The sequence below is a fragment of the uncultured Pseudomonas sp. genome, from assembly GCF_913774235.1.
Lineage (GTDB): Bacteria > Pseudomonadota > Gammaproteobacteria > Pseudomonadales > Pseudomonadaceae > Chryseomonas.
Genome location: NZ_CAJYDW010000010.1, coordinates 21,459 through 36,131 on the forward strand (window position 1 = coordinate 21,459; position 14,673 = coordinate 36,131).

The window sequence follows — 14,673 nt, forward strand, 5'->3', positions numbered from 1 at the left end:
GAAGGTGGCGTGACGCCTTCGAGCAGGGCTCTGGCAGCCGTCTGCGTCGCGGGACTAGATCGCGCCAGCAATATCTATTGGGTCGCGGTTTTAGGGGCAATTGAGAGAATTGATGGCCGCAACGTCTGCCTTGCCCTAGAGTCAAAGGCAGAAGACTCATATAGCGTTACAGACGATGTCTGCCGTGGGCCAGGCTTTGTGTAGTAACTTACCGGTCACTGCCGGTTTCGCTTCGAACGGTTTACCCACGAAACCGGCGCAGAGGGTAGTCAATTGAACGACATGGCAAAGAATCTGATCCTGTGGCTGATCATCGCCGCGGTGCTCGTCACCGTGATGAACAACTTCTCCAGCCCCAACGAACCCCAGACGCTCAACTATTCCGACTTCATCCAGCAGGTGAAGGACGGGCAGATCGAGAGCGTGACCGTGGATGGCTATGTCATCACCGGCAAGCACCGGGATGGCGATCCCTTCAAGACCATTCGTCCGGCGATTCAGGACAATGGCCTGATCGGCGACCTGGTCAATAACAGCGTCACCATCACCGGCAAGCAACCCGAGCAGCAGAGCATCTGGACTCAGCTGCTAGTGGCCAGCTTCCCGATCCTGGTGATCATCGCCGTCTTCATGTTCTTCATGCGCCAGATGCAGGGAGGCGCCGGCGGTCGCGGCGGCCCTATGAGCTTTGGCAAGAGCAAGGCTCGACTGCTGTCGGAAGACCAGGTCAAGACCACCTTTGCCGACGTCGCTGGTTGCGACGAAGCCAAGGAAGAAGTCACCGAGCTGGTTGAATTCCTCCGCGATCCGGGCAAGTTCCAGCGCCTGGGCGGTCGAATCCCTCGTGGTGTCCTGATGGTTGGCTCGCCCGGTACCGGTAAGACGCTGCTAGCCAAGGCCGTGGCCGGTGAGGCCAAGGTGCCTTTCTTCACCATTTCCGGTTCGGACTTCGTCGAGATGTTCGTCGGCGTCGGCGCCAGCCGGGTTCGTGACATGTTCGACCAGGCCAAAAAACATGCGCCCTGCATCATCTTCATCGACGAGATCGATGCAGTCGGTCGTCATCGTGGCAATGGCATGGGTGGTGGTCACGACGAGCGCGAGCAGACCCTGAACCAGCTGCTGGTCGAGATGGATGGCTTCGAGATGAACGACGGCATCATCGTCATCGCCGCCACCAACCGTCCTGACGTGCTCGACCCTGCCTTGCTGCGCCCCGGTCGTTTCGACCGGCAGGTCGTGGTCGGTCTGCCGGATATCCGTGGCCGCGAGCAGATCCTCAAGGTGCACATGCGCAAGGTGCCGGTTGGCGAGCGCGTCGATGCTGGTGTCATCGCCCGTGGTACCCCTGGTTTCTCCGGTGCCGATCTGGCCAACCTGGTCAACGAGGCCTCGCTGTTCGCCGCGCGCGCCAACAAGCGCATCGTCGACATGCGCGAGTTCGAGCTGGCCAAGGACAAGATCATGATGGGCGCCGAGCGCAAGACCATGGTCATGTCGGAGAAGGAAAAGCGTAATACCGCCTACCACGAAGCCGGCCATGCCATCGTCGGTCGTCTGGTGCCCGAGCACGATCCGGTCTACAAGGTTTCCATCATTCCCCGTGGCCGCGCCCTGGGTGTGACCATGTTCCTGCCCGAGGAAGATCGCTACAGCCTGTCCAAGCGGGCGCTGGAGAGCCAGATCTGTTCGCTGTTCGGTGGCCGGATTGCTGAAGAGATGACTCTGGGCTTCGAGGGCGTGACTACCGGTGCTTCCAACGACATCATGAGAGCCACTTCCCTGGCGCGGAACATGGTGACCAAGTGGGGCCTGTCGGAAAAACTCGGTCCGCTGCTGTACGGCGAGGAAGAGAACGAAGGCTACCTGGGTCGCTCCGGTGGCGGCGGCAACGGCAACATGTCCGGCGAGACTGCCAAGCTGATCGACCTGGAAATTCGCCGGATCATCGATGACTGCTACAACACCGCCAAGCGCCTGCTGGACGAGAATCGCGACAAGCTCGAACTCATGGCCGATGCGCTGATGAAGTACGAAACCATCGATTCCGATCAGATCGACGACATCATGGCCGGCAAGGTCCCGCGTGAGCCGCGTGACTGGCACGACCGTGGCGGCCCGACCGGGGATGCACCTGCCTCCCCCCAGAGTGGTAGCGATCGTCCCGAAACACCCATCGGCGGTCCTGCCGGAGAACACTGAAACACCCATGTTCAATCCGTTCCCTTCGACCCGATTGCCTTGCGGCAATCGGGTTCTTGTTTTTGACGTGCCCAAGGTGATGGGTATCCTCAATGTCACCCCCGACTCCTTCTCCGACGGCGGTCGTTACACGGCGGTCGAAAGCGCTCTGCGCCATGCCGAGGGGATGGTGGCGGCAGGTGCGGCTATCATCGACGTCGGCGGGGAGTCCACGCGGCCTGGAGCGCCGTCGGTATCCGAGGCGGAAGAACTCGATCGCGTCATACCGGTGATCGAGGCGATCACCCGAGAGTTGGATGTGGTCATCTCCATGGATACCTCCACGCCCGCGGTCATGCGCGAAGGGGCTCTGGCGGGTGCCGGCCTGATCAACGACGTCCGCTCACTGCGTCGGCCAGGCGCCCTCGAGGCGGCAGTTGCGACCGATCTGGCGGTCTGCCTGATGCATATGCGCGGTGAGCCGAGCACCATGCAGCAGGCCCCAGCCTATGACGATGTGGCGGGCGAGGTCGGCGCTTTCCTCGCCGAGCAGATCGCTCGCTGCGAAGCGGCAGGTATCGCCCGCGAACGCCTGGTGCTGGATCCCGGCTATGGCTTCGCCAAGACCCTGGCGCACAACCTCGAGCTGTTTCAGCGACAGTCCGAGTTGCTCGGCTTTGGGCTACCCTTGCTGGTGGGGGTGTCGCGCAAGAGCATGATCGGTGCTGTCACCGGTCGCCCGGTCGCCGAGCGCCTGGCAGGCGGACTGGCTCTGGCGGCCCTGGCGCTGGCCAAGGGTGCCCAGATCCTCAGGGTCCATGATGTGGCGGAAACGGTGGACGTGGTGAAGATGATCGCCGCGGTCGAAGGCTTCAGGCAGGAACAGAACTGATGGCAAGAAAGTATTTCGGAACCGATGGCATTCGCGGCAAGGTCGGGCAGTATCCCATTACCCCGGACTTCATGCTCAAGCTGGGCTGGGCGGCGGGCATCGCCTTTCGCAGTCGCGGCGGCTGCCGGGTGCTGGTGGGCAAGGACACGCGCATTTCGGGCTACATGTTCGAATCGGCTCTGGAAGCCGGGCTGTCCGCTGCGGGCGCTGACGTCATGCTGCTCGGCCCGATGCCGACGCCGGGTATCGCCTACCTGACGCGGACCTTCCAGGCCAGCGCTGGCATCGTCATCAGTGCTTCGCACAACCCCTACTACGACAATGGCATCAAGTTCTTTTCCGGCGCCGGCACCAAGCTGCCCGATGAACTCGAGACCATGATCGAGGAACTGCTTGATACGCCGATGACTGTGGTCGACTCGGCCCGTATCGGCAAGGTGTCGCGCATCAACGACGCCGCGGGTCGCTACATCGAGTTCTGCAAGAGCAGCGTGCCCACCGGGACCAGCTTCGCCGGCATGAAGATCGTGCTGGATTGCGCCAATGGCGCCACCTACAAGATCGCCCCCAGCGTCTTTCGTGAGCTGGGTGCGGACGTCAGTGTGCTGGGTGTCCAGCCGGACGGACTCAATATCAACAAGGATTGCGGCTCTACCCATCTTGAAGGGCTACAGCAGGCGGTGCTCGATCAGCATGCCGACATCGGTATCGCCTTCGACGGCGATGGCGACCGGGTGCTGATGGTGGACCATACGGGCGCCGCAGTGGACGGCGACGAGCTGCTCTACCTGATCGCCCGTGACCTCAAGCGCCGTGGCCGTCTCGAAGGCGGGGTGGTGGGTACTCTGATGAGCAACCTGGGGCTCGAGCTGGGCCTGGCCGAACTGGATATCCCCTTCGTGCGCGCCAAGGTCGGGGATCGCTATGTCATGGCCGAGCTGCTGGAGCGCAACTGGGTGCTGGGCGGTGAAAACTCCGGGCACGTGGTGTGCTGCCAGTACACCACCACCGGTGATGCCACCATCGCGGCCCTGCAGGTGCTGATCGCCCTACGCAATGCCGGCCAGACCCTGGCACAGGCACGCATGGCCCTGCGCAAGTGCCCACAGGTGCTGATCAACGTGCGCTTCGGCGGTGGCCAGGACCCGCTGGAGAATCCGCGGGTCAAGCAGGCCAGTGCCGAGGTGACCGAGAAGATGGCCGGCAAGGGGCGGGTCCTGTTGCGCAAGTCCGGTACCGAGCCGTTGCTGCGTGTCATGGTCGAGGGCGAGAACGAGCGCGAGGTGCGTGCCCATGCCGAGGCCCTGGCACAACTGATAACCGAGGTATGTGCTTGATTTGCTTGCATGCCTGTTTTCGATTGAGTAACATCTGCGCCCACTTCGCTCCCTGAGGCAAAACGCATGCGTCGTCCCCTGGTTGCCGGTAACTGGAAAATGCACGGCTCGCTGCAGAGCGTTTCGGCATTGGTCGCAGGCTTGAAAGGGTTGGATGGCGTTGCGGGTGTCGATGTCGTGGTGATCCCGACATTGGTGCATCTGCCAAAGGTGGTCGAAGAGTTGGCGGCGACGTCGCTGGCGGTGGGGGCTCAGACCTGTGCTTCCATTGCGGGCGAGAAGGCCCTGACGGGTGAGGTTTCCTCTACCCAGTTGGCGGAGTTCGGTTGCCGTTACGTGCTGGTGGGGCACTCCGAACGGCGTGCTCTGCTGGGCGAAGATGACGAGATGGTGGCGAAGAAATTCGCGGCCATCCAGGAGGGCGGGATGCTTCCCGTGCTCTGCGTCGGCGAAACTCGTGAAGAGCGGGAAGCCGGGCGCACTCTGGAGGTGGTGGGTGGCCAGCTGAAGGCGGTCATCGATGCCGTCGGAGTGGCAGCCTTCGCCAGCGCCGTCGTGGCCTATGAGCCGGTTTGGGCGATAGGTACGGGGCTCACGGCCACGCCTGAGCAGGCGCAAGAAGTTCATGCGGCGATTCGCGCCCTGGTGCGCGAAGCCGATGCTGGGGTCGCTGACGGACTTCAGTTGTTGTATGGCGGCAGCGTCAAGGCCGCCAATGCTGCCGAATTGTTCGGCATGCCGGATATCGATGGGGGGCTGGTGGGTGGTGCCTCCCTGAATGCTGAAGAGTTCAGTGCGATTTGCCGCGCTGCGGGACGTGGATAATGTTGGAAACTGCAGTTGTAGTGATCCACCTGCTGATGGCGCTGGGCCTGATCGTGCTGGTGCTGATGCAGCAGGGCAAGGGCGCTGAAGCGGGTGCGTCCTTTGGTGCGGGTGCTTCGGGTACCGTGTTCGGTAGTCAAGGTTCTGCTACCTTTCTGAGTCGTTTTACTGCTATACTAGCCGCGGTTTTTTTCGCGACTAGCCTGGGTCTGGGCTACTACGCCAAAGATCGTGCGCTGGGTCTGCGTGAAGTGGGTTTGCCCACTCAGCCGGTCCAGCAGGCTCCTCAGCCGAAGCAGGATGGTAACGATGTGCCCTTGACGCAGCCGAAGGCTTCGCAGGGTAGTACTTCCGGGGACGTGCCCCAGGAGTCCAAGTAAGTTTCACAGGTTTCATGCCGAAGTGGTGGAATTGGTAGACACGCTATCTTGAGGGGGTAGTGGCCACAGGCTGTATGGGTTCGAGTCCCATCTTCGGCACCAAATAGCAAAGACGTCCAGCAGGACGCGGCGAGAGAGTTGGTTGACTCCTAGAGTTCAGTTGAATATACTCTCGCTCCAGCTTTGACGCGGGGTGGAGCAGTCTGGTAGCTCGTCGGGCTCATAACCCGAAGGTCGTTGGTTCAAATCCAGCCCCCGCAACCAGTTTTTTAAAGCCCCTTTATAGGGGCTTTTTGTTGGCTGGACAGTTCGGGTCGCGCTTTCTTGTGCAGACCTCTTAGGGATGGGCGTAATGCCCATTTTTTATTCTCAAAAAACGCGAGGCAATCAGGTGTCGAGCAAGCTAGAACAGTTGCAGGCCTTGCTGGCCCCCGTCGTCGAGGCGCTTGGCTACGTCTGCTGGGGTGTCGAGTACATTTCCCAAGGCCGGCATTCGCTATTGCGCGTCTACATCGATCATCCCAACGGCATCCTCGTCGAGGATTGCGAGAAGGTCAGTCGCCAAGTCAGCGGCGTACTCGATGTGGAAGACCCCATCACCAATGAATACACCCTCGAGGTGTCTTCCCCCGGTATGGATAGACCCCTGTTCACCCTGGAGCAATTCGCTGCCCATGTCGGTGAACAGGTGAAGGTCAAACTTCGGTCGCCCTTCGAGGGGCGACGTAATTTCCAGGGTTTGCTGCGCGGTGTGGAAGACCAGGACGTCGTGGTGCAGGTGGACGAGCATGAGTACCTGCTGCCCATCGAGATGATCGACAAGGCCAACGTCGTTCCCCGTTTCGAGTGATTTGAGCGCGAGACCGCGGATCCCAAGGATTGCGAATACGAGGCGTAAGATGAGCAAAGAAGTTCTGCTGGTAGTGGAATCTGTTTCGAACGAGAAGGGTGTTCCACCCGGCGTCATCTTCGAGGCACTGGAATTGGCACTCGCCACGGCGACCAAGAAACGCTACGAAGAAGATGTGGATCTGCGGGTGTCGATCAACAGACACAACGGCAGCTACGAAACCTTCCGCCGCTGGACTGTGGTGGAGGACCAGGACTATCAACTGCCCGATTCGCACCTGACGGTGGAAGACGCGCAGGAAGAACACCCGGGCGCCAAGGCCGGTGACGTGATCGAAGAGAAGATCGAATCCATCGAATTCGGTCGCATCGCCGCCCAGACCGCCAAGCAGGTGATCGTGCAGAAGGTGCGCGAGGCCGAGCGGGCCCAGGTGGTGGACGCCTATCGCGAGAAGGTCGGCGAGATCATCTCGGGTACCGTGAAGAAGGTCACCCGTGACAGCGTGATCGTCGACCTGGGCAACAATGCCGAGGCGCTGCTGCCGCGCGAGCACATCATTCCGCGTGAAACCTTCCGCATGGGCGTGCGTCTGCGTGCGCTGCTCAAGGAGATTCGCACCGAGAACCGTGGTCCGCAGCTGATGCTGTCGCGTACCGATCCGCAGATGCTGATCGAGCTGTTCCGCATCGAGGTGCCGGAAATCTCGGAGCAACTGATCGACGTCATGGCCGCGGCCCGGGACCCGGGTTCGCGCGCCAAGATCGCCGTACGCTCCAAGGACAAGCGGATCGACCCCCAGGGCGCCTGCATCGGCATGCGCGGTTCGCGCGTCCAGGCAGTATCCGGTGAGTTGGGTGGCGAGCGGGTCGACATCGTTCTTTGGGACGACAACCCCGCGCAGTTCGTCATCAATGCCATGGCTCCGGCCGAGGTCGCGTCGATCATCGTCGACGAAGACAGCCGCACCATGGATATCGCCGTGGCCGAGGACAATCTGGCTCAGGCGATCGGCCGTGGCGGTCAGAACGTGCGCCTGGCCAGTCAGCTGACCGGCTGGACGCTCAACGTGATGACCGAGGCGGACATCAATGCCAAGCAGCAGGCCGAGACCGGCGACATCATCCAGCGTTTCATCGATGAGCTGGACGTCGACGAGGAACTGGCGCAGGTGCTGGTGGAGGAAGGTTTCACCTCCCTCGAGGAAGTCGCCTACGTGCCTATGGAAGAGATGCTCAACATCGATGGCTTCGACGAAGACATCGTCAACGAGCTGCGGACCCGGGCCAAGGATCGTTTGCTGACCCGAGCCATCGCGACGGAAGAACAGAAGAGCCCCAGCGAAGATCTGCTGACCCTCGACGGCATGGACCCCCAGCTCGCCAGCGCGCTGGCCCAGCGTGGTGTGGTGAATCGCGAAGAGCTCGCCGAGCAGTCGATCGACGACCTGCTCGACATCAACGGCATGACCGAAGAGCGTGCCGGCAAGCTGATCATGGCTGCCCGTGCCCATTGGTTCGAGTAAGCGGCGCAGTCTGAGGAGAGAAGTGCATGACGCAAGTCACGGTGAAAGAACTGGCCCAGACGGTCAATACGCCGGTGGAACGTCTGCTGCAGCAGATGCGCGAGGCAGGCCTGACGCATAACAGTGCGGAGCAGCTGGTGAGCGATGCGGAGAAGCAGGCGCTGCTGACCCACCTTAAGGGGACGGCCAAGCTCGATGAACCGAGCAAGATCACCCTGCAGCGCAAGACCCAGACCACGCTGAAAGTGGCCGGCAGCAAGACGGTAAGTGTCGAGGTGCGCAAGAAGAAAACCTTCGTCAAGCGCAGCCCCGCCGAGCTCGAAGCCGAGCAGCGCCGCGAGCAGGAAGCCCAGCACGCTGCCGAAGAAGCGGCTGCCCAGGCACGTGCCGAGGAAGAAGCCCAGCGCGTTGCCGAAGCGGCTGCGCAGCAGCAGGCCGAGGCTGCGGCCCAGGCCCAAGCCGAGCCGCCGGCGGTCGCCGCCGAAGCTCCAGCCCCGGCTGCACCGGCCGCAGCGCCTGCTCCGGTAGCCGAGCAGCCTGTCGCTGCCGAGCCCATTGCCGAGGCACCGAAAGCGGATCCCGCCGGCGAGCGTAAGCGCGAAGAGCCGCGTCGTCCCGTGCATCCTGCGCCGAGCAGCAAGCGCGATGAAGACGAGCGTCGTGAGCGCAAGAACGCCCAGCATCGCCCGTCGATCAAGGACAAGGTCGCCGCTCCCCGTACCGTACGCAGTGGCGACGACGAGGAAGAGGGCTTTGGCCGGCGCGGCGGTCGCGGTGGCAAGTCGCGACTCAAGAAGCGAAATCAACACGGGTTCCAGAGCCCGACAGGACCTGTAGTGCGCGAAGTCAATCTAGGCGAGACCATCACCGTCGCTGAGCTCGCTCAGCAGATGTCGGTGAAGGCCGCCGAAGTCATCAAGTTCATGTTCAAGATGGGGTCTCCTGCCACCATCAACCAGGTGCTCGACCGTGAAACGGCGCAGCTGGTGGCCGAAGAGCTGGGCCACAAGGTCAAGCTGGTCAACGAGAACGCCCTGGAAGACCAACTGGCCGAATCCTTGAAGTTCGAGGGTGGCAAGGCGACCCACCGTGCGCCGGTGGTGACCGTCATGGGTCACGTCGACCACGGCAAGACCTCGCTGCTGGACTACATCCGTCGCGCCAAGGTCGCCTCGGGCGAAGCCGGCGGCATCACCCAGCACATCGGTGCCTACCACGTGGAAACCGAGCGTGGCATGGTCACCTTCCTGGATACCCCCGGTCACGCGGCGTTCACCGCCATGCGTGCCCGTGGTGCCCAGGCCACCGACATCGTCATCCTGGTGGTAGCGGCCGACGACGGCGTGATGCCCCAGACCGAAGAAGCCATCCAGCACGCCAAGGCGGCGGGTGTGCCCATCGTCGTGGCGGTCAACAAAGTCGACAAGCCCGACGCCGATCCGGATCGCGTCAAGCACGATCTGGCTGGCCGTCAGGTCATCCCGGAAGAATGGGGCGGCGACACCCAGTTCGTGCACGTCTCGGCCAAGGCCGGTACCGGTGTGGACGAACTGCTCGAAGCCATCCTGCTGCAAGCCGAGGTGCTCGAACTGACCGCCACCCCGGAAGCGCCCGGTCGCGGTGTGGTCATCGAATCCCGCCTGGACAAGGGCCGTGGTCCGGTCGCCACCGTCCTAGTACAGAACGGCACCCTGCGTCAGGGTGATATGGCCCTGGTCGGCGTCAACTATGGCCGCGTACGCGCCATGCTCGACGAGAACGGCAAGCCGATCAAGGAAGCCGGTCCGTCCATCCCGGTCGAGATCCTCGGCCTGGACGGCACTCCGGATGCCGGTGACGAACTCACCGTGCTGACCGACGAGAAGAAAGCTCGCGAAGTGGCGCTGTTCCGTCAGGGCAAGTTCCGCGAGGTCAAGCTGGCTCGTGCCCACGCTGGCAAGCTCGAAAACATCTTCGAGAACATGGGCCAGGACGAGAAGAAGACCCTCAACATCGTGCTCAAGGCCGATGTGCGCGGTTCGCTCGAGGCGCTGCAGGGCTCGCTGTCTGGCCTGGGCAACGACGAGGTCCAGGTGCGGGTGGTCGGCGGTGGCGTCGGTGGTATCACCGAGAGCGATGCCAACCTGGCGCTGGCCTCCAATGCCGTGCTGTTCGGCTTCAACGTCCGGGCCGATGCCGGGGCGCGGAAGATCGTCGAGCAGGAAGGCCTCGACATGCGCTACTACAACGTCATCTACGACATCATCGAAGACGTGAAGAAGGCGCTGACCGGTATGCTGGGCAGCGACGTCCGGGAGAACATCCTGGGTATCGCCGAAGTGCGCGATGTCTTCCGTTCGCCGAAGTTCGGCGCCGTCGCTGGCTGCATGGTCACCGAGGGCATGGTGCACCGCAACCGTCCGATCCGCGTACTGCGCGAGGATGTGGTCATCTTCGAAGGCGAGCTGGAATCCCTGCGTCGCTTCAAGGATGACGTCGCCGAAGTACGTGCCGGCATGGAGTGCGGTATCGGCGTGAAGAGCTACAACGACGTGCGCGTCGGGGACAAGATCGAGGTATTCGAGAAGGTCCAAGTCGCCCGTTCGCTGTAACGGCGACTCCGCCCCAGGACGGCAGGTCGCGGACCTGGCAGAGGCTTGCCAGGTCCGGACTTGCCGTTCGCGTTTCCAAGATTCATGGCTGGCAGGCCGAGCGTCTGCGGCCTTTCGTACGAGAGTTTCGACATGGCCAAAGAATTCAGCCGTACCCAGCGCATCGGCGATCAGATGCAGCGTGAGCTGGCACTGCTGATCCAGCGCGAGATCAAGGATCCGCGACTGGGCATGGTGACCATCACCGGTGTGGACGTCGCTCGCGACCTGTCCCATGCCAAGGTGCACATCACGGTCCTGGGCAAGGACGATGACGCCGAGGCGATCAAGCAGAATATCGGCATCCTCAAGGATGCCGCCGGTTTCCTGCGCCAGCAGTTGGGCCGGGTGATGAAGCTGCGGACCATCCCCCAGCTGAGCTTCCAGTACGACGAGAGCATCCGTCGCGGCGCCCAGCTGTCGGCCCTGATCGAGCGGGCGGTCGCCGAAGACCGTCGCCACGACGGGGAGGAGTGAGGGTGGCCCAGGTCAAACGTATTCGCCGGCAGGTACATGGCGTACTGGTACTGGACAAGCCCCGCGGCTTTTCCTCCAATGCCGCGCTGCAGAAGGTCCGTTGGTTGCTCAACGCCGAGAAGGCCGGACATACCGGCAGCCTCGATCCGCTGGCCACCGGCGTGCTGCCGCTGTGCTTCGGCGAGGCGACCAAGTTTTCCCAGTACCTGCTGGATGCCGACAAGGGCTACCACACCGTAGCGCAGCTCGGTGTCACCACCACCACCGGCGATGCCGAGGGGGAAGTACTGGAGCGACGGGCGGTTGCTATCGACGAGGCAGCCATTTTGGCGGCCTTGCCGGCTTTTCGCGGCGAGATAGAGCAGATTCCGCCGATGTACTCGGCGCTCAAGCGCGACGGTCAGCCGCTCTACAAACTGGCTCGTGCCGGCGAAGTAGTGGAGCGCGAGCCGCGTTCTGTTACTATTGCCCGGCTGGAACTTTTGGCGTTGCGGGAAGATCGTGCGACGTTGGAAGTGGCCTGCAGCAAGGGGACCTATGTGCGTACCCTGGTCGAAGACCTCGGCGCCCGTCTCGGCTGTGGTGCCCATGTGGCGGAGCTGCGGCGTACCCAGGCCGGTCCCTTTGGCCTGACGCAAGCGATCAGCCTGGACGAGCTGGAGGCGGCGCACGCCGAAGGCGGTTCCGAGGCCTTGGATCGCTTCCTGCTGCCGGTCGACAGTGGCCTGGAGCACTGGCCGCTGGTGCAGCTGACGCAGCACAGCGCCTACTACTGGTTGCACGGTCAGCCCGTTCGGGCGGCCAATGCGCCGAAATTCGGCTTGATGCGGGTGCAGGACGACCAGGGTCGTTTCATCGGCATCGGCGAGATTGATGACGAGGGGCAGGTTGCTCCTCGTAGACTGATTCGGTCCTAGACCGATACCGAGGGTGGCTGTCAGCAGGCACGGTCACACCTCTTTCCTTAAGCACGGGACCTGTCCCGGCCTGTTCCTCAGAGGAGCCCTATCATGGCACTGAGCGTTGAAGACAAAGCCCAGATCGTAAACGAGTTCAAGCGCGCCGAAGGCGACACCGGCTCGCCGGAAGTGCAGGTTGCCCTGCTGTCCGCCAACATCGACAAGCTGCAAGGTCACTTCAAGGCCAACGGCAAAGATCACCACAGCCGTCGTGGTCTGATCCGCATGGTCAACCAGCGTCGTAAGCTGCTGGACTACCTGAAGTCCAAGGACACCACTCGTTACAGCGCACTGATCGCTCGCCTGGGCCTGCGTCGTTAAGACGATGCAGACCTGCTGCAAGCAGTCTGAAGCTGGAGGTCGGCTCGCGCCGGCCTCCGGCTTTTTTGCTTGAGAGGCCGACGAAATCGGCCTGCGTCACCTCGGAGATCAGCGAGGGTCCGAATCCCCCCGGTCGCCACCGTTTCCCCCAAGGCAATAAAGAGAAGGAAAGACTGTGAATCCAGTAATCAAGCAATTCAAGTTCGGTGAGCAGACCTTCACCCTGGAAACCGGCCGCATCGCGCGCCAGGCTTCCGGTGCGGTACTGGTCTCCACCGATGACGTCAGCGTGCTGGTCACCGTGGTCGGTGCCAAGCAGCCCGCCGCTGGCAAGGACTTCTTCCCGCTGTCCGTGCACTACCAGGAGAAGACCTACGCCGCTGGCCGCATCCCCGGTGGCTACTTCAAGCGTGAAGGCCGTCCTTCCGAGAAGGAAACCCTGACCTCGCGCCTGATCGATCGCCCGATCCGTCCGCTGTTCCCCGAGGGCTTCCTGAACGAAGTCCAGGTGGTCTGCACCGTGGTCAGCACCAACAAGAAGTCCGATCCGGACATCGCCGCCATGATCGGTACCTCAGCCGCCCTGGCCATCTCCGGCATTCCCTTCGCCGGCCCCATCGGTGCTGCGCGCGTGGGCTACCACAGCGAACTGGGCTACCTGCTGAACCCCAGCTACGAGCAACTGCAGAGCTCCAGCCTGGACATGGTCGTGGCCGGTACCCGTGACGCCGTGCTGATGGTGGAATCCGAGGCCGACGAGCTGACCGAAGACCAGATGCTGGGTGGCGTGCTGTTCGCCCACGAAGAATTCCAGGTGGCCATCGAAGCCATCAGCCAGTTCGCTGCCGAAGCCGGCAAGCCGAGCTGGAACTGGCAGGCCCCTGCCGAGAACACCGCTCTGATCGAAGCCGTCAAGGCCGAGGTCGGCGAGGCCGTGTCCCGCGCCTACACCATCACCGTCAAGCAGGATCGCTATGCGGCCCTGGGTGCCCTGCGCGACCAGGCCGTCGCCAAGCTGGCCGGCGAGAACGGCCAGTACAGCGAAGCCGAGGTCAAGGAGACTTTCGGTCTGTTGGAATACCGCACCGTGCGCCAGAACATCGTCGACGGCAAGCCGCGTATCGACGGTCGCGATACCCGCACCGTTCGCCCGCTGCAGATCGAAGTCGGCACCCTGAAGAAGACCCACGGTTCGGCACTGTTCACCCGTGGCGAAACCCAGGCCCTGGTCACCGCGACCCTGGGCACCGCCCGTGACGCCCAACTGCTGGACACCCTGGAAGGCGAGCGTCGTGACAGCTTCATGCTGCACTACAACTTCCCGCCCTTCTCGGTCGGCGAGTGCGGCCGCATGGGCAGCCCGGGTCGTCGCGAGATCGGTCACGGCCGTCTGGCCCGTCGTGGCATCCAGGCCATGCTGCCGACCCAAGAAGCCTTCCCCTACAGCATCCGCGTGGTCTCCGAGATCACCGAATCCAACGGCTCCAGCTCCATGGCCTCAGTCTGCGGTGCCTCCCTGGCGCTGATGGACGCCGGTGTGCCGGTCAAGGCGCCGGTTGCCGGTATCGCCATGGGTCTGGTGAAGGAAGGTGAGAAATTCGCCGTCCTGACCGACATCCTGGGTGATGAAGACCACCTGGGCGACATGGACTTCAAGGTGGCCGGTACTGCCAAGGGCGTTACTGCTCTGCAGATGGATATCAAGATCAACGGCATCACCGAAGAGATCATGGAGATCGCCCTGGAACAGGCGCTGGAAGCGCGTCTGAACATCCTCGGCCAGATGAACCAGGTGATCTCCGAGTCCCGCGCCGAGCTGTCGGAAAATGCCCCGACCATGCTGGCGATGAAGATCGACCAGGACAAGATCCGCGACGTGATCGGCAAGGGTGGCGCCACCATCCGCGCTATCTGCGAAGAGACCAAGGCTTCGATCGACATCGAGGACGACGGCACCATCAAGATCTACGGCGAGACCCGTGAAGCGGCTGAAGCGGCCAAACAGCGCGTCCTGGGCATCACCGCCGAGGCCGAGATCGGCAAGATCTACGTCGGCAAGGTGGAGCGCATCGTCGACTTCGGCGCCTTCGTCAACATCCTGCCCGGCAAGGACGGTCTGGTGCACATCTCGCAGCTGAGCGATCAGCGCATCGAGAAGGTCACCGATGTCCTCAAGGAAGGCCAGGAAGTGAAGGTGCTGGTGCTGGACGTGGACAACCGTGGCCGCATCAAGCTGTCGATCAAGGACGTAGCCGCGGCGGAAGCCTCCGGCGTCTGAGCCGACCTTGAGTAAGAAAAA

The 14,673-nt window shown here is 62.6% G+C and carries 12 protein-coding genes and 2 tRNA genes; all 14 read left to right on the forward strand.

Features of this window, described 5'->3' with window-relative positions; translation table 11 throughout:
* The first annotated feature begins 282 nt into the window (after window positions 1-282).
* On the forward strand, window positions 283-2,202 hold the full coding sequence (gene ftsH, locus QZ471_RS08720) for an ATP-dependent zinc metalloprotease FtsH (RefSeq protein WP_295462744.1): 1,920 nt from the start codon (window positions 283-285) through the stop codon (window positions 2,200-2,202).
* Between the two features lie 7 nt (window positions 2,203-2,209).
* On the forward strand, window positions 2,210-3,073 hold the full coding sequence (gene folP, locus QZ471_RS08725; RefSeq protein WP_295462746.1) for a dihydropteroate synthase: 864 nt from the start codon (window positions 2,210-2,212) through the stop codon (window positions 3,071-3,073).
* On the forward strand, window positions 3,073-4,410 hold the full coding sequence (gene glmM / locus QZ471_RS08730; RefSeq protein ID WP_295462748.1) for a phosphoglucosamine mutase: 1,338 nt from the start codon (window positions 3,073-3,075) through the stop codon (window positions 4,408-4,410). The genes folP and glmM overlap by 1 nt, the downstream gene beginning before the upstream one ends.
* A gap of 66 nt (window positions 4,411-4,476) precedes the next feature.
* Complete coding sequence (gene tpiA, locus QZ471_RS08735; protein WP_295462750.1) at window positions 4,477-5,235, forward strand: triose-phosphate isomerase; 759 nt, start codon at window positions 4,477-4,479, stop codon at window positions 5,233-5,235.
* Window positions 5,235-5,615 carry a preprotein translocase subunit SecG gene (gene secG / locus QZ471_RS08740; protein ID WP_295462752.1) on the forward strand — a complete coding sequence of 127 codons (381 nt, stop codon included), beginning with the start codon at window positions 5,235-5,237 and terminating at the stop codon, window positions 5,613-5,615. The genes tpiA and secG overlap by 1 nt, the downstream gene beginning before the upstream one ends.
* A gap of 16 nt (window positions 5,616-5,631) precedes the next feature.
* Window positions 5,632-5,717, forward strand: a tRNA-Leu gene (locus QZ471_RS08745).
* 85 nt (window positions 5,718-5,802) lie between these two features.
* Window positions 5,803-5,879, forward strand: a tRNA-Met gene (locus QZ471_RS08750).
* A gap of 127 nt (window positions 5,880-6,006) precedes the next feature.
* On the forward strand, window positions 6,007-6,465 hold the full coding sequence (gene rimP / locus QZ471_RS08755; protein ID WP_295462754.1) for a ribosome maturation factor RimP: 459 nt from the start codon (window positions 6,007-6,009) through the stop codon (window positions 6,463-6,465).
* A 49-nt stretch (window positions 6,466-6,514) separates the two neighbouring features.
* A complete protein-coding gene (gene nusA / locus QZ471_RS08760) occupies window positions 6,515-7,987 on the forward strand; it encodes a transcription termination factor NusA (RefSeq protein ID WP_295462756.1) in 1,473 nt (490 codons plus the stop codon).
* A gap of 26 nt (window positions 7,988-8,013) precedes the next feature.
* Window positions 8,014-10,578, forward strand: a complete 2,565-nt coding sequence (gene infB / locus QZ471_RS08765; protein ID WP_295462758.1) for a translation initiation factor IF-2 — start codon at window positions 8,014-8,016, stop codon at window positions 10,576-10,578.
* Window positions 10,579-10,710: 132 nt separating this feature from the next.
* Window positions 10,711-11,094: a 30S ribosome-binding factor RbfA gene (gene rbfA, locus QZ471_RS08770; RefSeq protein WP_059231841.1), complete on the forward strand. Its 384-nt coding sequence runs from the start codon at window positions 10,711-10,713 to the stop codon at window positions 11,092-11,094.
* 2 nt (window positions 11,095-11,096) lie between these two features.
* Window positions 11,097-12,011, forward strand: a complete 915-nt coding sequence (gene truB / locus QZ471_RS08775; RefSeq protein WP_295462762.1) for a tRNA pseudouridine(55) synthase TruB — start codon at window positions 11,097-11,099, stop codon at window positions 12,009-12,011.
* A 93-nt stretch (window positions 12,012-12,104) separates the two neighbouring features.
* Window positions 12,105-12,374, forward strand: coding sequence for a 30S ribosomal protein S15 (rpsO, locus tag QZ471_RS08780; protein WP_058764308.1), 270 nt, complete (start codon window positions 12,105-12,107; stop codon window positions 12,372-12,374).
* A gap of 175 nt (window positions 12,375-12,549) precedes the next feature.
* The gene (gene pnp, locus QZ471_RS08785; RefSeq protein ID WP_295462765.1) at window positions 12,550-14,652 is read left to right on the forward strand and encodes a polyribonucleotide nucleotidyltransferase; all 2,103 of its coding nucleotides are present in this window, start codon (window positions 12,550-12,552) and stop codon (window positions 14,650-14,652) included.
* Window positions 14,653-14,673: the final 21 nt, after the last annotated feature.

What these genes read in the sequence shown, in the direction of transcription:
- ftsH (WP_295462744.1), top strand. Translation starts at nt 283, where the DNA reads ATGGCAAAGAATCTGATCCTGTGGCTGATCATCGCCGCGGTGCTCGTC.
- folP (WP_295462746.1), top strand. Translation starts at nt 2,210, where the DNA reads ATGTTCAATCCGTTCCCTTCGACCCGATTGCCTTGCGGCAATCGGGTT.
- glmM (WP_295462748.1), top strand. Translation starts at nt 3,073, where the DNA reads ATGGCAAGAAAGTATTTCGGAACCGATGGCATTCGCGGCAAGGTCGGG.
- tpiA (WP_295462750.1), top strand. Translation starts at nt 4,477, where the DNA reads ATGCGTCGTCCCCTGGTTGCCGGTAACTGGAAAATGCACGGCTCGCTG.
- secG (WP_295462752.1), top strand. Translation starts at nt 5,235, where the DNA reads ATGTTGGAAACTGCAGTTGTAGTGATCCACCTGCTGATGGCGCTGGGC.
- nusA (WP_295462756.1), top strand. Translation starts at nt 6,515, where the DNA reads ATGAGCAAAGAAGTTCTGCTGGTAGTGGAATCTGTTTCGAACGAGAAG.
- infB (WP_295462758.1), top strand. Translation starts at nt 8,014, where the DNA reads ATGACGCAAGTCACGGTGAAAGAACTGGCCCAGACGGTCAATACGCCG.
- rbfA (WP_059231841.1), top strand. Translation starts at nt 10,711, where the DNA reads ATGGCCAAAGAATTCAGCCGTACCCAGCGCATCGGCGATCAGATGCAG.
- rpsO (WP_058764308.1), top strand. Translation starts at nt 12,105, where the DNA reads ATGGCACTGAGCGTTGAAGACAAAGCCCAGATCGTAAACGAGTTCAAG.